The organism is Leifsonia sp. KNZ12-8B, from assembly GCF_056755495.1.
In genome coordinates this window covers 1-16,981 of record NZ_JBPGXM010000086.1, presented here as the reverse complement: position 1 = coordinate 16,981, position 16,981 = coordinate 1, and the positions used below count along the sequence as shown (strand labels likewise).

General features: G+C 71.3%; 20 protein-coding genes and 1 pseudogene. 13 read left to right on the top strand and 8 right to left on the bottom strand.

Annotation, left to right across the window (positions count from 1 at the left end):
• The coding region (locus tag ACR9ZG_RS12875; RefSeq protein WP_481285241.1) for a DUF308 domain-containing protein at positions 1-211 on the bottom strand (211 nt) is incomplete at its 3' end.
• A 72-nt stretch (positions 212-283) separates the two neighbouring features.
• Entirely contained in the window at positions 284-1,012 is a 729-nt protein-coding gene (locus ACR9ZG_RS12870) for a DUF4386 family protein (protein ID WP_481285240.1), read from the bottom strand.
• Positions 1,013-1,099: 87 nt separating this feature from the next.
• On the opposite strand from ACR9ZG_RS12870, the gene ACR9ZG_RS12865 reads away from it, so the two are divergent.
• Positions 1,100-3,502, top strand: a complete 2,403-nt coding sequence (locus tag ACR9ZG_RS12865; RefSeq protein ID WP_481285239.1) for an ATP-binding cassette domain-containing protein — start codon at positions 1,100-1,102, stop codon at positions 3,500-3,502.
• An 83-nt stretch (positions 3,503-3,585) separates the two neighbouring features.
• Entirely contained in the window at positions 3,586-4,170 is a 585-nt protein-coding gene (locus ACR9ZG_RS12860) for a hypothetical protein (protein WP_481285238.1), read from the top strand.
• A gap of 30 nt (positions 4,171-4,200) precedes the next feature.
• Here ACR9ZG_RS12860 and ACR9ZG_RS12855 read toward each other — a convergent pair whose 3' ends face one another.
• Complete coding sequence (locus tag ACR9ZG_RS12855) at positions 4,201-4,590, bottom strand: RidA family protein (protein WP_481285237.1); 390 nt, start codon at positions 4,588-4,590, stop codon at positions 4,201-4,203.
• A gap of 204 nt (positions 4,591-4,794) precedes the next feature.
• Between ACR9ZG_RS12855 and ACR9ZG_RS12850 the strand changes: the two genes are divergently transcribed.
• Complete coding sequence (locus ACR9ZG_RS12850) at positions 4,795-5,259, top strand: DUF2087 domain-containing protein (RefSeq protein ID WP_481285236.1); 465 nt, start codon at positions 4,795-4,797, stop codon at positions 5,257-5,259.
• 58 nt (positions 5,260-5,317) lie between these two features.
• Here ACR9ZG_RS12850 and ACR9ZG_RS12845 read toward each other — a convergent pair whose 3' ends face one another.
• The 3 genes from ACR9ZG_RS12845 to ACR9ZG_RS12835 are packed head-to-tail and all read right to left on the bottom strand — an operon-like array spanning position 5,318 to position 8,377.
• Positions 5,318-5,716, bottom strand: coding sequence for a hypothetical protein (locus ACR9ZG_RS12845; RefSeq protein WP_481285235.1), 399 nt, complete (start codon positions 5,714-5,716; stop codon positions 5,318-5,320).
• A 43-nt stretch (positions 5,717-5,759) separates the two neighbouring features.
• Entirely contained in the window at positions 5,760-6,071 is a 312-nt protein-coding gene (locus ACR9ZG_RS12840; protein WP_481285234.1) for a putative quinol monooxygenase, read from the bottom strand.
• 38 nt (positions 6,072-6,109) lie between these two features.
• On the bottom strand, positions 6,110-8,377 hold the full coding sequence (locus ACR9ZG_RS12835; RefSeq protein ID WP_481285233.1) for an arylsulfatase: 2,268 nt from the start codon (positions 8,375-8,377) through the stop codon (positions 6,110-6,112).
• A gap of 276 nt (positions 8,378-8,653) precedes the next feature.
• On the opposite strand from ACR9ZG_RS12835, the gene ACR9ZG_RS12830 reads away from it, so the two are divergent.
• Complete coding sequence (locus ACR9ZG_RS12830) at positions 8,654-9,580, top strand: SulP family inorganic anion transporter (protein ID WP_481285232.1); 927 nt, start codon at positions 8,654-8,656, stop codon at positions 9,578-9,580.
• Complete coding sequence (locus ACR9ZG_RS12825; RefSeq protein WP_481285231.1) at positions 9,505-9,810, top strand: STAS domain-containing protein; 306 nt, start codon at positions 9,505-9,507, stop codon at positions 9,808-9,810. Before ACR9ZG_RS12830 ends, ACR9ZG_RS12825 begins: the two co-directional genes overlap by 76 nt.
• Here the strand turns inward: ACR9ZG_RS12825 and ACR9ZG_RS12820 are convergent.
• The gene (locus ACR9ZG_RS12820) at positions 9,747-10,733 is read right to left on the bottom strand and encodes a formylglycine-generating enzyme family protein (protein WP_481285230.1); all 987 of its coding nucleotides are present in this window, start codon (positions 10,731-10,733) and stop codon (positions 9,747-9,749) included. The two genes, ACR9ZG_RS12825 and ACR9ZG_RS12820, sit on opposite strands and share 64 nt — an antisense overlap.
• A 71-nt stretch (positions 10,734-10,804) precedes the next feature.
• Here ACR9ZG_RS12820 and ACR9ZG_RS12815 point away from each other — a divergent pair, with 71 nt between their 5' ends.
• The 6 genes from ACR9ZG_RS12815 to ACR9ZG_RS12790 all read left to right on the top strand — a co-directional run bounded on the left by ACR9ZG_RS12815 (position 10,805) and on the right by ACR9ZG_RS12790 (position 15,709).
• Positions 10,805-12,451, top strand: a complete 1,647-nt coding sequence (locus tag ACR9ZG_RS12815) for a SulP family inorganic anion transporter (protein ID WP_481285229.1) — start codon at positions 10,805-10,807, stop codon at positions 12,449-12,451.
• Between the two features lie 24 nt (positions 12,452-12,475).
• A complete protein-coding gene (locus ACR9ZG_RS12810) occupies positions 12,476-13,150 on the top strand; it encodes a GAP family protein (protein ID WP_481285228.1) in 675 nt (224 codons plus the stop codon).
• A gap of 119 nt (positions 13,151-13,269) precedes the next feature.
• Positions 13,270-14,235: an arginase family protein gene (locus tag ACR9ZG_RS12805; RefSeq protein WP_481285242.1), complete on the top strand. Its 966-nt coding sequence runs from the start codon at positions 13,270-13,272 to the stop codon at positions 14,233-14,235.
• The gene (locus tag ACR9ZG_RS12800; RefSeq protein WP_481285227.1) at positions 14,232-14,492 is read left to right on the top strand and encodes a hypothetical protein; all 261 of its coding nucleotides are present in this window, start codon (positions 14,232-14,234) and stop codon (positions 14,490-14,492) included. The genes ACR9ZG_RS12805 and ACR9ZG_RS12800 overlap by 4 nt, the downstream gene beginning before the upstream one ends.
• 99 nt (positions 14,493-14,591) lie before the next feature.
• On the top strand, positions 14,592-15,200 hold the full coding sequence (locus tag ACR9ZG_RS12795; RefSeq protein ID WP_481285226.1) for a hypothetical protein: 609 nt from the start codon (positions 14,592-14,594) through the stop codon (positions 15,198-15,200).
• Positions 15,201-15,250: 50 nt separating this feature from the next.
• Complete coding sequence (locus ACR9ZG_RS12790) at positions 15,251-15,709, top strand: RNA polymerase sigma factor (RefSeq protein ID WP_481285225.1); 459 nt, start codon at positions 15,251-15,253, stop codon at positions 15,707-15,709.
• Positions 15,710-15,740: 31 nt separating this feature from the next.
• Here the strand turns inward: ACR9ZG_RS12790 and ACR9ZG_RS12785 are convergent, their stop codons facing one another.
• Complete coding sequence (locus ACR9ZG_RS12785; protein WP_481285224.1) at positions 15,741-16,010, bottom strand: hypothetical protein; 270 nt, start codon at positions 16,008-16,010, stop codon at positions 15,741-15,743.
• A 173-nt stretch (positions 16,011-16,183) separates the two neighbouring features.
• Here ACR9ZG_RS12785 and ACR9ZG_RS12780 point away from each other — a divergent pair, with 173 nt between their 5' ends.
• Together ACR9ZG_RS12780 and ACR9ZG_RS12775 are read left to right on the top strand one after the other, a co-directional pair.
• Positions 16,184-16,588, top strand: a complete 405-nt coding sequence (locus tag ACR9ZG_RS12780) for an MBL fold metallo-hydrolase (RefSeq protein ID WP_481285223.1) — start codon at positions 16,184-16,186, stop codon at positions 16,586-16,588.
• 12 nt (positions 16,589-16,600) lie between these two features.
• Positions 16,601-16,981 (top strand): annotated as a pseudogene (locus ACR9ZG_RS12775) (MBL fold metallo-hydrolase); the annotation flags it as partial.

Genomic DNA, 16,981 nt, shown 5'->3' with positions numbered 1-16,981 from the left:
TGCCCGCGACGAGGAAGTAGATGCCGAGGAAGATCGCCAGGACGGCGAGCGTCTTCTCCGGCCAGAACAGCAGGACGACGCCGAGCACGACGGCGACCCCGCCGCTGATGCCGAGCGCGGCGCGGATGCCGTTGATGGCGGACCGCGTCATGTTCCTGGCGTCGAGCTGCAGGTCGTGGACGACGGAGTCGGCGGGATCGGTGAAGGACATCGCAAGCCCCTTTCGTGGCGGGCCGCCGCATGCGGCCTCACGGCCGAGGCTAGTGGGCGCGGGCACCGCCTGTCAGGGGGCAATCGTGGCGCCGGCCGCGACGAGCAGCCAGACGCCCACCGCGACGAGCCAGACCGACCACAGCACGTAGCCGATCGGGACCAGGAGGCCGGCGAACGCCCACCCCTCGCGCTCGAAGGGGCCGACGAACTCCAGCGCGCCGACGATGAGCGCAGCGCCCACCACGATGCCCACGATCAGCAGCCACAGCGGGAGGGTTACGCCTGACCCGAGACCTGTCGCGAGACCCGTCGCGAGCCCGGCGGCGAAGAGGATGCTCCAGACGCCCGTCGCCAGGTAGCCGAGGTGCTCACCGACCGTGACGCCGAGGTAGCGGTGGAACGCCTGGAAGACGAGGTCGACGCCCCCAGCGTCGTGGCCCTCCTGCTCCGCCCGCGCGAGGTACGGGACGAGGAACACCCAGCGCAGCAGCCCGAGCGCCTGCACGAGCCCCGCGGACACCCCGACGGCGGCCGACAGCCAGGCGAGCGCGGGGTCGCGCACGACGGTCCCGCCCAGCACGGCGAGAGGCACGAACAGCAGCGCGGTGAGCGAGAACAGCCACCACAGCACGACGAGTGCCGTCCCTCCCGCACGGAACCGCGACAGGATGGCGGCGGTGGGCTCGCGCAGGATGCCCGGGTACGAGAACCGGAGCGCGAGCGCCAGGTACGCCGCGTTGAACAGGACCGGAGTCGCGATCAGCAGGATCGCGAGCACGACCGTGCGGGTGTCGTCCATGGCCGTACTGTATGGCCCAGGGCCTCCTGACGGGAGTCGGCGGCGTGAACTACGGTGGAGTCTGCGACCGACCACGAGGGGGAGCCGATGAGCATCGCGTCGACGACGACCAGTGGGCCGGCGGACACGGCCGACACCCACGATCTGATCCGCGTCCAGGGCGCCCGCGAGAACAACCTCAAAGACGTGAGCGTCGAGCTCCCGAAGCGGCGGCTGACCGTCTTCACCGGGGTCTCCGGCTCGGGCAAGAGCTCCCTCGTCTTCGGCACGATCGCCGCGGAGTCGCAGCGGTTGATCAACGAGACGTACAGCGCGTTCGTGCAGGGCTTCATGCCGACCCTCGCCCGGCCGGACGTCGACCTGCTCGAGGGGCTGACCACGGCGATCATCGTCGACCAGGAGCGGATGGGCGCCAACGCGCGCTCGACGGTCGGCACGGCGACGGACGCGAACGCGCTCCTGCGCATCCTGTTCAGCCGGCTGGGGGAGCCGCACGTCGGCTCCCCGAACGCGTTCTCGTTCAACGTCGCGTCGGTCCGCGGCGACCGCGCCGTCACGATCGAGCGCGGGTCGAACCCGCAGCTGCAGGACAGCTTCACCATCACAGGTGGGATGTGCCCGCGCTGCGAGGGGATGGGGACGGTCACCTCCATCGATCTGGCCGAGCTCTACGACGAGTCCAAGTCGCTCAGCGAGGGCGCGATCACCGTGCCCGGCTACACCGCGGACGGCTGGTCGGTGCGCATCTACGCGGAGTCCGGCTTCGTCGACCCGGCCAAGCCGATCCGCGACTTCAGCGAGCAGGAGCTGCACGACTTCCTGTACAAGGAGCCGGTGAAGGTCAAGATCAGCGGCATCAACATGTCGTACGAGGGGCTCGTGCCGCGGGTGCAGAAGTCGATGCTGTCGAAGGACAAGGAGGCGATGCAGCCGCACATCCGCGCCTTCGTCGACCGCGCCGTCACCTACACGCCGTGCCCGGACTGCGGCGGCACCCGGCTGAACGAGGGCGCCCGCTCCTCCCGCATCCGCGGTGTGAACATCGCCGACGTGTGCGCCATGCAGATCAGCGACCTCGCCGAGTGGGTGCGCGGGCTCGACGAGCCGGGGGTGGCACCGCTGCTGGCGACGCTGCAGCAGACGCTGGACTCGTTCGTCGAGATCGGGCTGGGCTACCTGTCGCTCGACCGTCCCTCCGGCACGCTGTCGGGCGGTGAGGCGCAGCGCACGAAGATGATCCGGCACCTCGGCTCGGCGCTGACCGATATCACGTACGTGTTCGACGAGCCGACCGCCGGGCTGCACCCGCACGACATCCAGCGGATGAACCGGCTGCTGCGCCAGCTGCGCGACAAGGGCAACACCGTGCTCGTGGTCGAGCACAAGCCTGAGACGATCGCGATCGCCGACCACGTCGTCGACCTCGGCCCCGGAGCGGGGCCCGCCGGCGGGACGGTGTGCTTCGAGGGGACGGTCGAGGAGCTGACGGCCAGCGGGACGCTCACCGGGCGGCACCTGGGGGACCGCACCACCGTGAAGCCCGAGGTGCGCACGCCGAGCGGCGCTCTGCAGATCCGCGGCGCGACGGCGAACAACCTGCAGGACGTCGACGTCGACATCCCGCTCGGCGTGCTCGTCGTCGTCACCGGTGTGGCCGGGTCGGGCAAGAGCTCGCTCATCCACGGCTCGGTGCCCACCGGCGCCGGCGTCGTGTCGGTCGACCAGGGCGCGATCCGCGGCTCCCGTCGCAGCAACCCCGCGACGTACACAGGCCTGCTCGAACCGATCCGCAAGGCCTTCGCGAAGGCCAACGGGGTCAAGCCGGCACTGTTCAGCGCGAACTCCGAAGGCGCCTGCCCGGTGTGCAACGGCAACGGCGTGATCTACACCGACCTCGGGATCATGCAGGGTGTCGCAACGACGTGCGAGGAGTGCGGCGGAAAGCGTTTCCAGGCGTCCGTTCTCGAATACAAGCTCGGCGGCAAGGACATCAGCGAGGTGCTCGCCATGCCGGTGAGCGAGGCCGAGGACTTCTTCGCGGCGGGGGAGGCGCGCGTGCCGGCGGTGCACGCCATCCTGGAGCGGCTGGAGGACGTCGGGCTCGGCTACCTGACGCTGGGCCAGCCGCTGACAACGCTGTCGGGCGGCGAGCGGCAGCGGCTGAAGCTCGCCATCCACATGGCCGAGAAGGGCGGCGTCTATGTCCTCGACGAGCCGACCACCGGGCTGCACCTGGCCGACGTCGAACAGCTGCTCGGTCTGCTCGACCGGCTCGTGGACGCCGGGAAGTCGGTGATCGTCATCGAGCACCACCAGGCCGTCATGGCCCACGCCGACTGGATCATCGACCTCGGGCCCGGGGCCGGCCACGACGGCGGTCGTATCGTGTTCGAGGGGACTCCGGCCCAGCTGGTCGCCGACGCCTCCACGCTGACCGGTCAGCACCTGGCGGAGTATGTGAGCCGGGTTCCTGGGGCGGTGCCCGCGTGACGGGCGGCGTGATCGTGACGGTGGCGTGATCGTGACGGTGGCGTGATGTCGACGGGCAGCGCATCGATGAAGGGAAGACATTCGTGAAGCAGAGCCGACCCACCGGAAGCGTCGCACGGCCGGGGGACCGGCCGCAGGGCCGCTACCGGTTCAGCGACCGGTTCATCAAGCGGGCGACGGCCATCCTGCTGATCGCCATGGGCGTCATCGTCGTCGCGGGCTTCGTGATGGGGTTCGTGAGCGACGAGGTGTCCGGGGAGGCGGGGGAGCAGCTCGCGAACGCCGCGATCGGCGTCGTCGTCGCCGGCTTCGTGCTGCCGCTGCTGGTCGCCGCGGTGCTCGGCGGCGAGGCGCTCAAGGCGGGCGCCGGGTTCATCGGGTTCGGCCTCATCCTCGGCCTGGTGCTGGTCGCGACGACGCTCGCCGAGGCGACGCGTGCGTTCTACGGCGCGTGGACGCCGCTGGCTTTCTGGGGCGGCATCGTGCTGCTCGTCGGCTGCGGCATCGGGTTCTGGCTCGTGGGCTTCGCCGCGAAGGTGCCGATGTGGCTGCAGCTGCCGTTCATCGGCTCGCCGCGCGTGTACACGCAGGGGGAGTCGGGGCGGCAGACCGACGCGAATCTGGGGCGCACGAAGGGCGGACGGCGCGGGGAGAAGACCCCCGGCTGAAATATCAGCCAGGGTCGTCGTCGGTGACCGTCACTCCGGGATCGTGGCGACGGCGTCGATCTCCACCAGGACGCCGGGACGCACCGGCGTCACGGCGACGACCGTGATCGCGGTGCGGTGGGCGCCCCAGACCGAAGCGGCCGCTGCGTAGCCTTCGTTCGCGTCCTCACCGGCGGCGAGGAAGATCGACAGCTTGACGACGTGGTCGGCGTCGGTGCCCGCGGCGTCCAGGACGGTCAGCACGTTGCGCAGCGCCTGCTCGGTCTGCGCCCGCAGGCCGTCGAGCAACGTTCCGGAGCCGTCGATGCCGTTCTGACCACCGACGTACAGCGTGCGTCCGGCCGGCGCGATCATCGCCTGCGCGAACGCCGGGCTGCGCTGCATGGTCGGGGGATCGACGGGGGTGGGAAGACTCGACATGGCTGCGCTCCTCGGTGGTCGTGGTGGCGTGTTGCGAGCATTGTGGCGGACGCCACCGACACGGGGGCAGCCCCCGTGAGCAGCGCGCGGCCGAGAGGCTGATCGTGGCATGGTGGACGCAGGGCGGAGACGGTGGCCTGCGGAGCCGGCGTGGCTCGTCGTGATCCGAGAAGCAGGAGTCCGTGAAGCAGGAGGGGAAGTCACATGGACGGGCGTGTCACGCAGCTGGTCGCAGCGTTGAGCAATCCTCCTGTCCGGCGCCGCTTCGCGGCTGTCGCGTTGAGCAGCGTGCCGCTCCCGCGCGCCGACGACGACCGCATGCTCATCGAATCGGGGGTGCTCGCCGTGGAGGGTGACTCCGTGACGGTCAGCGAGGCAGGGCTGGCGACTCTGCTCAACGCTGCGCGCGACGCGACGGCGAGCCCGGCAGCGAGGCCGCTCGAAAGCGTTCCACGCAAGGCGGCCCGGCGTGCTGCGACGCTCGAGCGCCTCGTCGACATCGTGTTCACCGGGTCGGACGACGTTCTCACGGAGCGTGAGCTCGGCGAACGCCTGGCCGAGCACGTCACCGATGTCGCACTGTTCAGGCGCGCCCTCGTGGACGACGGTCTTGTCGTGCGGGACCTGGCCGGGACGGCGTATCGACGCTGCTCCCATAAGAGCCGATAATGCACATTATGTCAGGTCACAGGAGCGAATCGCATCTGGTACACGCTCCCCGGCGATTTCAGTCGTCGCCGGAAGGCGGAAGAACGCCGCTCCTCCGCGGTCTGATGACGACCTTGACCAGTTTTCGCTGGATGATCCTCAGCGCCTGAATCGTCTCGGCGTCTGTGAAGCCCGTCGTGGTGCTCCAATCGACGCCCGAGCCGACGACATCGCTTGCGAATACGACTTCGGTGGCCAACAACGCGCGCGTCCAGTCCGCGCGGCTGAGAGGCATCCGATTCGAAACCGATCGAGCGAGCCGCGGTCCATCTCGAAGCAGAGCGGCTGAGCTCTCGAAGCCCAGCGCGACAGCCATGGGTTCGCCGCTGTGCGCGGGACCGCCCCACTCCCGCAGGCCGCGAACCAGCAACGTGCGTTCGCGGTCTGACAGGTCGATATCGAACAGGTCGTCCACCACAGCCGAATGATGTCATCGAAGCGGCGCCGGGTCCAACGTCGCCTCACTCACCCCTCTCGCGTTTCACGGCGAGCAGGTCGATCGTGTTCAACTCCGGGTCCTTCGCCAGCAGGTCCGGGCCCACCTCGCCGAGGGCCTTCGGGATGGCGCCGTTCAGGTGCGCTTGCCGCGCATCCTCGTCGCCGAAGGTGTCGAAGATTCCGAAGTGCGTGCCGTCGATCTGGAAGGCGTACCAGGTGCGGGTTCCCGGCTCCTGGTCGACCAGGGCCTTGCCCCCGATCAGGAAGTCCTTCAACTCCCCCGCCTTCTCCGGCTTCGCTTCGAGCAGTGCGAGTACGCCGAGCGTGAGTTCCATGTGATTCTCCTTTTCTGACGCGTTGCAGCCGGCGCCGGCTACTGGTGTCGCATCGCGGCCGCCAGCCACTCCCCCGGGTCGAGCAGGTGGCTGTGGTCGTCGAGGCCGAGGTCGATCTCGGCCCAGTCGATCCGTGCGGTGAAGGATCCGTGCGGCGTGGTGTATCCCTCGTAGGCGGGCATGCCGGTGTCCATGCCGACGTCGAGTCCTTCGTCGAAGGAGAAGTACATCGGGTGCGTGCGCTCGACCTCGGCGCTGCCGACGGCGTCGCCGTCGATGTACAGGGTCACCGTCCCACCCCTGCCGATCCCTCCTCCTGCGTAGGCGAACTCGGCGCGCACCTGATGCTCCCCCGCGCCGATGGTCCGATCGGACAGTGCCGTGGACCGCAGCAGCCCGCAGTAGTTGTAGTGGAAGCCCAGCTTGCCGTGCTCGGTGAAGAAGGACCAGCCTCCGGTGCGGCCGCCCTGCGCCAGGATCGCCCCGTCGACATCGCCGCCGTCGGGCACCCGCAGTTTCGCCGTCGCCGACCACGACCGGTTCTTGACGTTGATCGCCACGTTCTCGTTGAGACGCTTCATGCCTTCGTGGAGCCGGAGTCTCGTGCCGCTGACCAGGGTCGGGCGGCCCGCGAACTCCGGGTTCATGCGCTGTGCCGCCCGGTCGTCCAGGGGGATCACGTTGTAGCGCGCGGCCTCGATGAGGAACAGCTGCTGCAGTTCGGCGAGCTTCTCCGGATGGGTCGCGGCCAGGTCGTTCGCCTGGGTCCAGTCGGTGGTGGTGTCGTAGAGCTCCCAGACGTCGGCCGAGAAGTCCGGTGCGGCACCGACCACGTCCCACGGCGTCCTGTGCTTGGTCTGCGCGGTCCAGCCGTCGTGGTAGATGCCGCGGTTCCCCATGATCTCGAAGTACTGCGTGCGGTGGCGCTCCTCCGCGTCGGCGTCCGCGAAGGTGTACTCCATCGACACGCCGTGCATGGGCAGCTGGGTGACGCCGTTGACGGTGTGCGGCTGGGCCAGGCCGGCGAGCTCCAGGATCGTGGGCGCGATGTCGATCACGTGATGCCACTGCTCGCGGACCTCGCCCCGGGCCGCGATGCGGGTGGGCCAGTGCATGATGGTGCCGTTGCGGGTGCCCCCGTAGTGGCTGGCGACCTGCTTCGTCCACTGATACGGGGTGCACATGGCGTGCGCCCAGCCGACCGCGTAGTGGTTGTAGGCCTCCGGGCCGCCGATCTCGGCGAGGTGCTGCTGCCAGAACTCGAGCGTTTCGTACTCGGCGCCGCCGTTCGCCGCCGTGGAGAGCATGAACGCGCCCTCCAGTCCCCCTTCGGCCGAGGCGCCGTTGTCGCCGATGATGTAGATGACGAGGGTGTCGTCCAGGAGGCCCAGGTCGTCGATGGCGTCGACGACGCGGCCGGTGTGATGGTCGGCGTACTCGAGGAAGGCGGCGTAGACCTCCATCTGATGGGCCAGGATGGGCTTGCGCTCATCCGGGACGTCGTCCCACGCCGGGATGCCGGCGGAGCGTTCGGTGAGGACGGCGTCGGCGGGAACGACCCCCAGCTCCTTCTGCCGGGCGAAGGTCCGCTCGCGCAGCGCATCCCAGCCGTCGTCGAACTCGCCGGCGTGCCGTGCGATCCAGTCCTCCGGCACGTGATGCGGCGCGTGCGTCGCGCCGGGCGCGAAGTAGACGAAGAAGGGCTTGTCGGGCGTCAGCTCCTTCTGCTGGTTGATGTACTGGATGGTCTTGTCGGCCAGATCCGGCATCAGGTGGTAGCCGGGGTCGTCCGGAGGCTCGATGAGGGAGACGCCGTCGACCAGGGCGGGCGTCCACTGGTTGGTCTCGCCGCCGATGAACCCGTAGAACCGCTCGAAACCGCTGAACGCCGGCCAGTGGTCGAACGGCCCCGTCGGTCCGCTCTCCCACACGGGCACCTCGTGGCACTTGCCGAACTGCGCCGTGTTGTACCCGGCCTGGCGCAGGATCTCCGGCAGCGGGACGCAGCTGTTCGGTCGCGTCGACCGGTACCCGGGCGCGGGCGTCGCCGTCTCGGTGATCTGACCCATCCCCACCTGATGGTGGTTGCGGCCGCTGAGCAGCGCGGCCCGGGTCGGCGAGCAGATCGCCGTGGTGTGGAACCGGCTGTACCGGAGGCCGCCGGCCGCCAGCCGCTCCGCCGTCGGCATCGGCACCGGTCCCCCGAAGGCGCTGGACGCGCCGAACCCCACGTCGTCGAGCAGGATCAGGAGGACGTTGGGGGCCTTCTGCGGCGGGCGCTTCACCTCGATGGGCTCGCGCTTCACCCCCAGCTTCTTCTCATCCACCGTGACCGGGCCCACATAGGCCTGATCCGGCAACGGAAGCACAGCACCTGGCAACACCTCGGACATACCCACCCCTTACTCACGAGGACGACCCTGACCCCGATGGAGGACGGTCCCCCGCCGTTGTGCAGAGAGTTTCACAGTTCGTCCGGCAGCGAAAGAGTTGACAACGTCGCGGCACACCCTCCGTCCGGCGCCGCTGATCGACTAAGGTCGCAGCACGCGACACCCGCGTGCGCTGGAGGGGGCGTGGAGGTGCGGCAACGACGCTTGTTCTTCGTGACGATGGCCGGGTACCGGAGGGCCTGGCTCGCCCCAGACGTCGTGGCGGGGCTCACCGCGGGTGCGGTGGTGATCCCGCAGGCCATGGCGTATGCCACGATCGCCGATCTTCCCGTGCAGACGGGCCTGTACACGTGCATCGTGCCGATGGTCGTCTACTCCGCACTCGGCGGCTCACGCGCGATGAGCGTGTCCACCACCTCGACGATCGCGACACTGACGGCGACGACTCTCGTCGCGGCCGGGGTGGCGGCGGACTCGGACGACCCGATTCCGCGCCTGATCACCCTGTCGCTCCTGGTCGGTGTCATCCTGCTGGCCGCTCGGCTGCTCAGGCTCGGCAGCAATCGGGAGCTCCTTGCGACCGGTGCCGCGAACGCGGCGGGATCGTTCTTCCAGGTGCTGCCGGCGGCAGGCGGCTTCTCGCAGAGTGCTGTCAACCAGGCCGCCGGCGCCCGGACACAGGTCTCGTCCCTGGTGACAGCAGGACTCGCCGTCCTGGTGGCGCTGCTGCTGGCGCCGGTGCTGAGTCTGCTGCCGCAGGCGACGTTGGCGGCGCTGGTGTTCGTCGCCGTCGTCGGTCTGATCGATGTGCGGGCCATGGTCCGGTTCTGGCGGATCAGCAGGGCCGACTTCTGGGTCGCGGCGATCACCGCGGCGACCGGGCTGACGGCCGGCCTCCTCATCGCCGTCGCGGTCGGCGTCCTGGCGACCTTCGTCATCGTGCTGCGGGAGTTGAACCGGGTCAGGATCGACGTCGCCCCGCCCCGCCCCGGAATCACGTGCTGCCGATCCGGTTGCTGGGGCCGCTGTACACCGCCAACGTGCTCGCCTATGAGAACGCCATCCTCGCCGCCGTCGCCGACCGCCGCGACATCCGTGCCGTGGCCCTCGAGCTGACCAGGATGGTGGTCACCAGCACCACCGTGCTGGACACGCTCGCCGAGTTGGACCGGGAGCTCCGCGCCCGCGGGGTCGAGCTCCGCCTGGCAGCGGTCCCGGAAGCGGGCGCGGCGATGGCGCGCGGCGACTCCTGGTACACCGGGATGGAGGCGTCGCGCCGCAGCTACCCGACGCTCGACGCGGCGCTCGCCACCCCGCCTCGCCCGCCCGAGGCCGGCGCCGGCTGAGCGTCCGCCGCACAGCGGAAGCCGATGTGGGTCGTGGAGGAGTCCTCGTCCTCCGGCGACCGGGCAGCCGGGCGATACCGCAGGCAGTAGTCCGGCGAGCACAGATGCGAGCCGCCCTTGAGCACGCGACGGGCGGTCGCGTTCGCGGGCGCGTCCTGGCCGCCCAGGAGGTCGGGGCGGCCGCCGATGTCGACCGGGACGGCCGTGGGCGGCAGATGCCGGGGCGCGTACAGGTCGGTCGTCCACTCCCACACGTTGCCCGTGACGTCGAACAGGCCGTAGCCGTTGGCGGGGAACGTCTTCACCGGCGATGTGCCGGCGAAGCCCGCGGCGCCCTCGTTGCGGTACGGGAACGAACCGTGCCAGCGATTCACCATCACCTCGCCGGCCGGGCGCTCCTCGTCGCCCCAGGCGAAGCGCGCGCCCTCCAGGCCGCCGCGCGCCGCGTACTCGAACTCCGCCTCCGTCGGCAACCGGCGGCCCGCCCACGCGGCGTACGCGACGGCATCCGGGTAGGCGATCTGCACCACCGGGTGGAGCGGGAGCGCGTCGACCGCGTCCGGCCCGGACTCGGGTCCGAAGGGGAATCGCCAGTGGGCCCCGCGACCCCACCGCCACCACTGCCGCCAGTCGGACAGGTCGACTGGTCCGCTCGTCGGCGAGAACACCATCCCGCCCGGCACCAGATCCGCCGGGTCGGCTCCGGGGAAGTCCGACGCGTCCAGGGGGCGCTCGGCGACGGTGACGTACCCGGTGTCCTCGACGAATGCGGCGAACTGGGCGTTCGTCACCGGGTGCTCCTCCAGGCGGAAGGCCGCGACATCCCGTCGGTGGACGGGCGTCTCGTCCGCGTAGAACTCCGACGACCCCATCGAGAACGTGCCGGCCGGGATCGCCACCAGCGGCGTGAGCGCCGTCTTCATAGCGGCGAGCCTAGGCCCCGGGAGCAGCCGGGGCCTAGGCACGCGCCTCCCCGCTCCCCCAGACTGGGCAGATGCAGCGACCGCTGGCGGGTCTCATCTGGCGCAATGCCGGCGCGGAGGCCGTCGCGGGCGTGACGCTGCTGGCCATCGCGGTCCCGCTGAACATCGGGTACGCGCAGATCGCCGGGCTGCCGCCGACCGCTGGTCTGTACGCACTTGTACTCCCGGCGATCGTCTACGCGCTGATCGTCTCGTCGCGCCAGCTCGTGGCCTCGCCCGATGCCGCCGCGGCCGCGCTGGTCGCGTCCTCGATCGGCGGGCTGGCCGTCGCCGGCAGCGCCGACTACCTCACGCTCGCGTTCGCGCAGGCGATCATCTGCGGGGTCCTGTTCGCCGTCGCCGCGGTGCTCAAGCTCGGCTTCCTGGCCGACTTCCTTTCCAAGCCGATCCTGATCGGGTTCGTCGGCGGCCTCGCGCTGGACATCCTGGTCAGCCAGGTCGCGAAGATGCTCGGGGTACGGATCGACTCGGGCGCGGAGTTCACCGACAAGCTGGGCGCGCTCGTCGCCGGGCTCCCCGGCCTCAACGGCTGGTCGGTGCTCATCGCCGGCCTCTCCGTCGTCGTGCTCGTCGTCGGCAAGCGCGTCGCCCGCGCGGTGCCGTGGGCGCTGATCGTCCTCGTCGTGGCGACCGTCGTCGTCGTGGCGAGCGGGCTCGAGGCGCAGGGCGTCGCGGTGCTCGGACCCGTGGATGCGGGGCCGCCGACCCTGACCTGGCCGGTGCTCGACTGGGGTCGCTGGCTCGCGCTCATCCCCTCGGCGGTCGCGCTCACCCTGGTGACGATGGCCGAGGGGCTGCTCGTCGCCCGCAGCTACGGCGAGCGGCACCGGTACGGCACGCGTCCGAACCGCGACCTGCTGGCGTTCGGCGCGGCCAACGTCGCGGCCGGCGCGACCGGCGGGTTCGCCGTCGGCTCGTCGACCTCGCGCACGGCCGCGATGGACCAGGCGGGGTCGCGCACCCAGCTGCCGTCGCTCGTCGCGGCGGTCGGCACCCTCCTGCTGCTGGTGTTCGGCACCGGCCTGCTGGAGCACATCCCCTCCCCCGCGATCGGCGCCATCGTGGGCGTGGCGGTCGTCCCGCTGCTGGGCCTCCGCGAGTTCCGGGAGCTCTGGCGTCAGGACCGGTTCGAGTTCGCGATCGGTGCGACCTGCTTCGTCGTCACGCTGCTGATCGGCGCGATCCCGGGGATCTTCGTGGCCTTCGTCCTCGCGCTGATCAACCTCGCCAAGCGGGCGGCCTCCCCCGCGATCGACGTGCTCGCCGCGAACGGCGACCCGGATTCGTCGCTGCTCGACCCGGCGCCGCGCGGGACGACGACGGCTCCGGGGATCGTCATCATCCGCTTCGCCGCGCCGCTGTTCTTCGCGAACGGCACGACCTTCGCCGACGCGGTCAAGCGCGCGGTCACCACCGCCGACGGCGTCAGGAACGTCGTCCTCGACCTCGAGGCCGTGACCGACATCGACGTCACCGGCGCCGAGGCCTTCGCCGGCCTGAGGTCGTGGCTGCGGGACCGCGGAGTGGTGCTGTCGTTCAGCCGGCCGCGCAGCGAGCTCGTCGAGCGGATGCGCGAGCTCGGCGTGCTCGGCGACGAACGCCTCTACCCGACCAACCGGGCCGCGCTCGCGGACCTCGGCACACCCTCCGTCGGCTGACGGTCACGAGAAGGCAGGATCAGCATGGGACCCGTCATCGGAGACATCCTCCCGCTCGCGCTCGGCGTCGCCATCAGCCCCATTCCGATCATCGCGGCGATCCTGATGCTGCTGTCGCCCAAGGCGCGCGGGACCAGCCTGGGCTTCCTCCTCGGCTGGGTGCTCGGGATCGTCGTCGCCGTGGTCGTCTTCACCCTGCTCTCCACGGTCCTCCCCCACGGCACGGACGCCGACCAGTCGAAGCCGGTCGTGGGGACCGTGACGATCGCGCTCGGCGTGCTGCTGCTCGTCCTCGCCGTGCGGCAGTGGCGCTCCCGTCCCGCGGCGGGCACCGACCCGGCACTGCCGAAATGGATGGCCGCGATCGACACGATGACCGCCGTCCGTGCGCTCGTGCTCGGCTTCGTGCTCTCCGCCCTGAACCCGAAGAACCTGCTGATGGGCGTCGCCGCCGGCGTCGCGATCGGATCGGACGCGCAGGACGCGGGCCAGGCCGTGGTCGCCGGGATCGTCTACACGGTCATCGCCGCCTCGACCGTCGCCGTGCCCGTGATCGCCTACCTGGCGGCCTCCGCCCGGATGGCGCGTCCGCTGGAGGCGCTGCGCGCGTGGCTGGTGCACAACAACGCCACCATCATGGCGGTGCTGCTGCTGGTGATCGGCGTCGTGCTGATCGGGAAGGGGATCGGGCGGTTCTGAGGCGCGTGAGAGGCGCAGCAACGGCGCCGGAAGGGCGCCGGAGCCGACCGCCGCCGCGCCGCTCCGGTACGTGCGGGAGCGCACGCCGTCGCTGTGTGAGGATCGACTCTGTGATCACGATGATCTCGGCGCCGAGCAACCTCGGCCTGCGGCCACCGCGGCGCGGCAGCGTGCCGGGGGCCGCGAAGGCTCCCGAAGCACTGCGCGAGGCCGGCCTGTTCGATCGGCTCGCTGCGTCGGGGACGCGCGACGGCGGCGTGGTGCTCCCGGGTCGGTACGTGGACGACGACGAGACGCGCGCCCCGGGGCTGGTGCGGAATCAGTCGCAGCTGATCGACCACACGCGTCGGCTCGCTGACCGGATCGACCGCGTCTGGGGCGACGGCGGCACGCCCCTGGTCCTGGGCGGCGACTGCAGCATCCTCCTGGCGGCGGGCGTGGCGACGGCCCGGCGGGGCCGCGCGGGCGTGATCCATGTCGATGGGCACACGGACTTCCGTCATCCCGGCAACAGCAGCGCGTGCGCCAGCGTGGCGGGTGAGGACCTGGCGGCGGTCGTCGGGCTGCACCATCCGGCGCTCGCCGACATCGACGGCCTCTCCCCCTACGTCGAGCCGCGGCGGGCCGCCCACTTCGGGCACCGGGCGGACGACGAGCACGCGCCCGAGGCGCGCGACCTCCTCGGCTGCGTGCTCCCCGCCTCGGCGCTCGCGGACCGCGGCCTGCCGTGGGTGCGCGACGAGCTCCGGCGCGCCGCCGGAACGGGATACTGGCTGCAGGTCGACGTCGACGTCCTCGACCCGTCGATCATGCCGGCGGTCGACAGCCCGGATGCCGGCGGGATCGACGCGGACGCGCTCACGGAGCTGCTCGCCGCGCTGGCCCCGGAGGCGAACGGCGCGTCCGTGACCGTCTTCGACCCGGACCTCGACCCGGACGGGCGGTACGCCCGGCTGGTGCTGGAGGTCGTCAGGCGCGGGCTCGGGGAGCTGGGTGCGGGGTTGAGGGCTGATCACGGACAGCTCGGACAGTTCGGCCAGCCGGTCCCTTCGCGACGTGGGGCGGAATGGACGACTCGGCCGTGAGCGATCGTGAGCAGAACGATGGCGATGCCGTGCCGCCCGCCCCGGACGCCGCGCTGCGAGGCTATTACGCCTTCCCACCGCCATCGAAGCTTTGGATGTACTACGACGGAGAGACGTGGGTCGGCGAGCCACGGGAGCTCCCCTGGTGGAGGAAACCCGTGGAGTGGGCGTTCGGCCGTGCGACGCGAGGCTCGTTCGCGATCGTCGGAGCCGTGATCGCCATCGGGGTCGTGCTTCATTACGCATTCCTGCGGTGAACACGGCGCGGCACGACACCGGTCGCCCGACATCCGGTCCACCCGAGTGCAACACTTCGGCCCCGGCCGGCCAGGTACGGAGTGAACCGGGAGGGGAACATGGACGATCTCGAGCTCGACCGCCGGCTGGCGGCCGCAGATCCTGCGCGAGCGACGCCGTCATCGCTCGACGCCGTGGTGGACGACGTACTCCGGCGGCCGGCGCCGACGCGGCGGCGGACCGTGCGAACGGTCGCCGCGATCGGTTGCGGGGTCGTCCTGGTGGGCGGGGCCCTGGCGGCCTTCACGGACGTCGACACGTACCTGCTCTCGATCCCGCCTTTCGCGACGCTCGACGAGGGCACCGTCCGGACGGCGGACGGCCTCCCCTACGTCCCCGTCGGCGACACCGACCGCGGCGAGCAGTGCGCGATCTGGGTCGACTTCGGCGGCCTCACCGGCGCGCAGGCGGCCGCCGTCAACGACTACTGGTCGCACGCCGACCCGGCGTCGTTCGCGGCCGGCGTCGACGCGCGCATCGGCCACGCCGCCCCCGACGACGCCACCGAGGCGGATGCCAAGCGCGCCGAGCTGCTGGAGGAGTTCGGCCGGATCGTGCCCGGGCTCACCTGGGGCAGCGCTCCGCCCGGGCGGCCGTGGGGTGCCGGGGAGCCGCATCTGACGTCCTTCAGTACCGTCTGCTCCGATGATCTGAGCGCGACGCGGTGAACGATCCCCTCACGTCCGCTTCGCCGGCGCAGAGCAGCACTCGCGCGCGCGTGGAGACCGTCATCCGGCGGGAGGCGCCCGCGCTGCTCGCGTACTTCGAGCGCCGCGTCCCGTACACGGACGCCCCCGATCTGCTCAGCGAGTCGCTGCTGGTGGCCTGGCGGCGCGCCGCGTCCCTCCCGGCCGACGACGAGGCCGCCCGGATGTGGCTCTTCGGCGTGGCCCGTCGCGTCCTGTCCACCTACCGCCGCGGGAACCTCCGGCGGCAGGCTCTCGTCGACCGGTTGCGTGCGGAAGCCGCGTGCGCGCCGGGCCCGGAGGCGCCGCCGGACGAGGAGCTGACCGCGGCACTCGCAGCGCTCGCCCCTCTCGACGCGGAGATCATCCGGCTGGTGCACTGGGACGGCTTCACGCTCGCTGAGATCGCGGAGCACCTCGGCCGCCCCGCCGGCACCGTCCGCAGCCGCTACAGCCGGGCCCGCGCGGCTCTGCGCACGGCGCTCGCGTGAGCGGAGCCGTCGGGCGCGCCCCCGCGCCCGCTCAGGAGCCGGCACTCCCCCGCGCGGTGTTCGAGCCCATCGCGAGCACCGCGACGAACGTGACGATCGCCGCGACCCACCAGAGCCACTCCGGGACGGGGACGGACAGCAGGTTGGTCGACCAGATGTCGCAGTCGCCGCCGGAGGGGCAGACGCCGGCACGACCGAAGGGCGCGGTGAGGAGGGCGGCGACTCCCGCCGCGACCGTGGCCACGATGAGCCGGCGCAGGCGGGGATGACGGGCGTGATCCCGGTCGGGCTGGTGAACCACTCGCATCCCCTCGCGTCCTCGTCGAACCGAACCGCTGTCGCGGCACCTGCCTGAGATCGTAGGCGCTCCGGCTTCGGCTCCGCGCCCCTTGTCCCCCGCCACCCCCTCCCGCTAGCGTCACCTGAACGCGCGCCGTCGCACCGGCGACGGCGACGAGGGGCAGGAGGCGGCGGATGCTGCAGCAGGTGGCTGACGGCGTGCACGTGCACCAGAGCGCGTTCATCCGGAGCAACACGATCGTCGTGGAGGGCGCGGGCGGCGTGCTGCTCGTCGACCCCGGGATCACCGCCGACGAGCTGGCCGACCTCGCCCGCGACCTCCGCACCCGGGACTGGCCGGTCGTGGCGGCGTTCTCGACGTATCCCGACTGGGATCACGTGCTCTGGCACCCGGGGCTCGGCGGCGCTCCCCGTTACGGCACGGCCCTCGGCGCGGCGACCATCGCCGAGTTCCTGGCGCACGCCGACTGGCGCGACCAGCTGGTCCCGTTCCTGCCGCCCGAGTACGCCGACGACATTCCGCTGGAGGGACTGGGCGCGATCACGGGGCTTCCCGCCGGAACCGACCGCCTGCCGTAGGACGGGCCGGAGGTGCGGATCCTGGAGCACCGGGCGCACGCAGCAGGGCATGCGGCGCTGCTGCTGCCCGGCAGCCGGGTGCTGGTCGCGGGCGACATGCTGTCCGACCTCCTGATGCCGTTCCTCGACCTCGACGCCGTGGACCCGCTGGCCGACTACGCCGCCGCGCTCGACCTGTTCGAGACCGTGGCGGACGAGGTGGCGGTCGTCATCCCCGGGCACGGATCGGTCGGCGACGCCGGCGACCTGCGGACGCGCCTCGACCTCGACCGCGCCTACGTGCGGGCGCTCGCCGCCGGGCGGCCGCCCGACGACCCGCGGGTCGGGCCGGAGGCCCCGCTCGACTGGCTGCCGCAGGTCGACGAGTGGCAGCGCTGTCTCTTATACACATCT

Coding starts and splice junctions, on each gene's coding strand:
- ACR9ZG_RS12870 (WP_481285240.1), bottom strand. CDS start 1,012: ATGGACGACACCCGCACGGTCGTGCTCGCGATCCTGCTGATCGCGACT.
- ACR9ZG_RS12815 (WP_481285229.1), top strand. CDS start 10,805: ATGCAGCGACCGCTGGCGGGTCTCATCTGGCGCAATGCCGGCGCGGAG.
- ACR9ZG_RS12850 (WP_481285236.1), top strand. CDS start 4,795: ATGGACGGGCGTGTCACGCAGCTGGTCGCAGCGTTGAGCAATCCTCCT.
- ACR9ZG_RS12865 (WP_481285239.1), top strand. CDS start 1,100: ATGAGCATCGCGTCGACGACGACCAGTGGGCCGGCGGACACGGCCGAC.
- ACR9ZG_RS12840 (WP_481285234.1), bottom strand. CDS start 6,071: ATGGAACTCACGCTCGGCGTACTCGCACTGCTCGAAGCGAAGCCGGAG.
- ACR9ZG_RS12855 (WP_481285237.1), bottom strand. CDS start 4,590: ATGTCGAGTCTTCCCACCCCCGTCGATCCCCCGACCATGCAGCGCAGC.
- ACR9ZG_RS12820 (WP_481285230.1), bottom strand. CDS start 10,733: ATGAAGACGGCGCTCACGCCGCTGGTGGCGATCCCGGCCGGCACGTTC.
- ACR9ZG_RS12795 (WP_481285226.1), top strand. CDS start 14,592: ATGGACGATCTCGAGCTCGACCGCCGGCTGGCGGCCGCAGATCCTGCG.
- ACR9ZG_RS12780 (WP_481285223.1), top strand. CDS start 16,184: ATGCTGCAGCAGGTGGCTGACGGCGTGCACGTGCACCAGAGCGCGTTC.
- ACR9ZG_RS12805 (WP_481285242.1), top strand. CDS start 13,270: ATGATCTCGGCGCCGAGCAACCTCGGCCTGCGGCCACCGCGGCGCGGC.
- ACR9ZG_RS12810 (WP_481285228.1), top strand. CDS start 12,476: ATGGGACCCGTCATCGGAGACATCCTCCCGCTCGCGCTCGGCGTCGCC.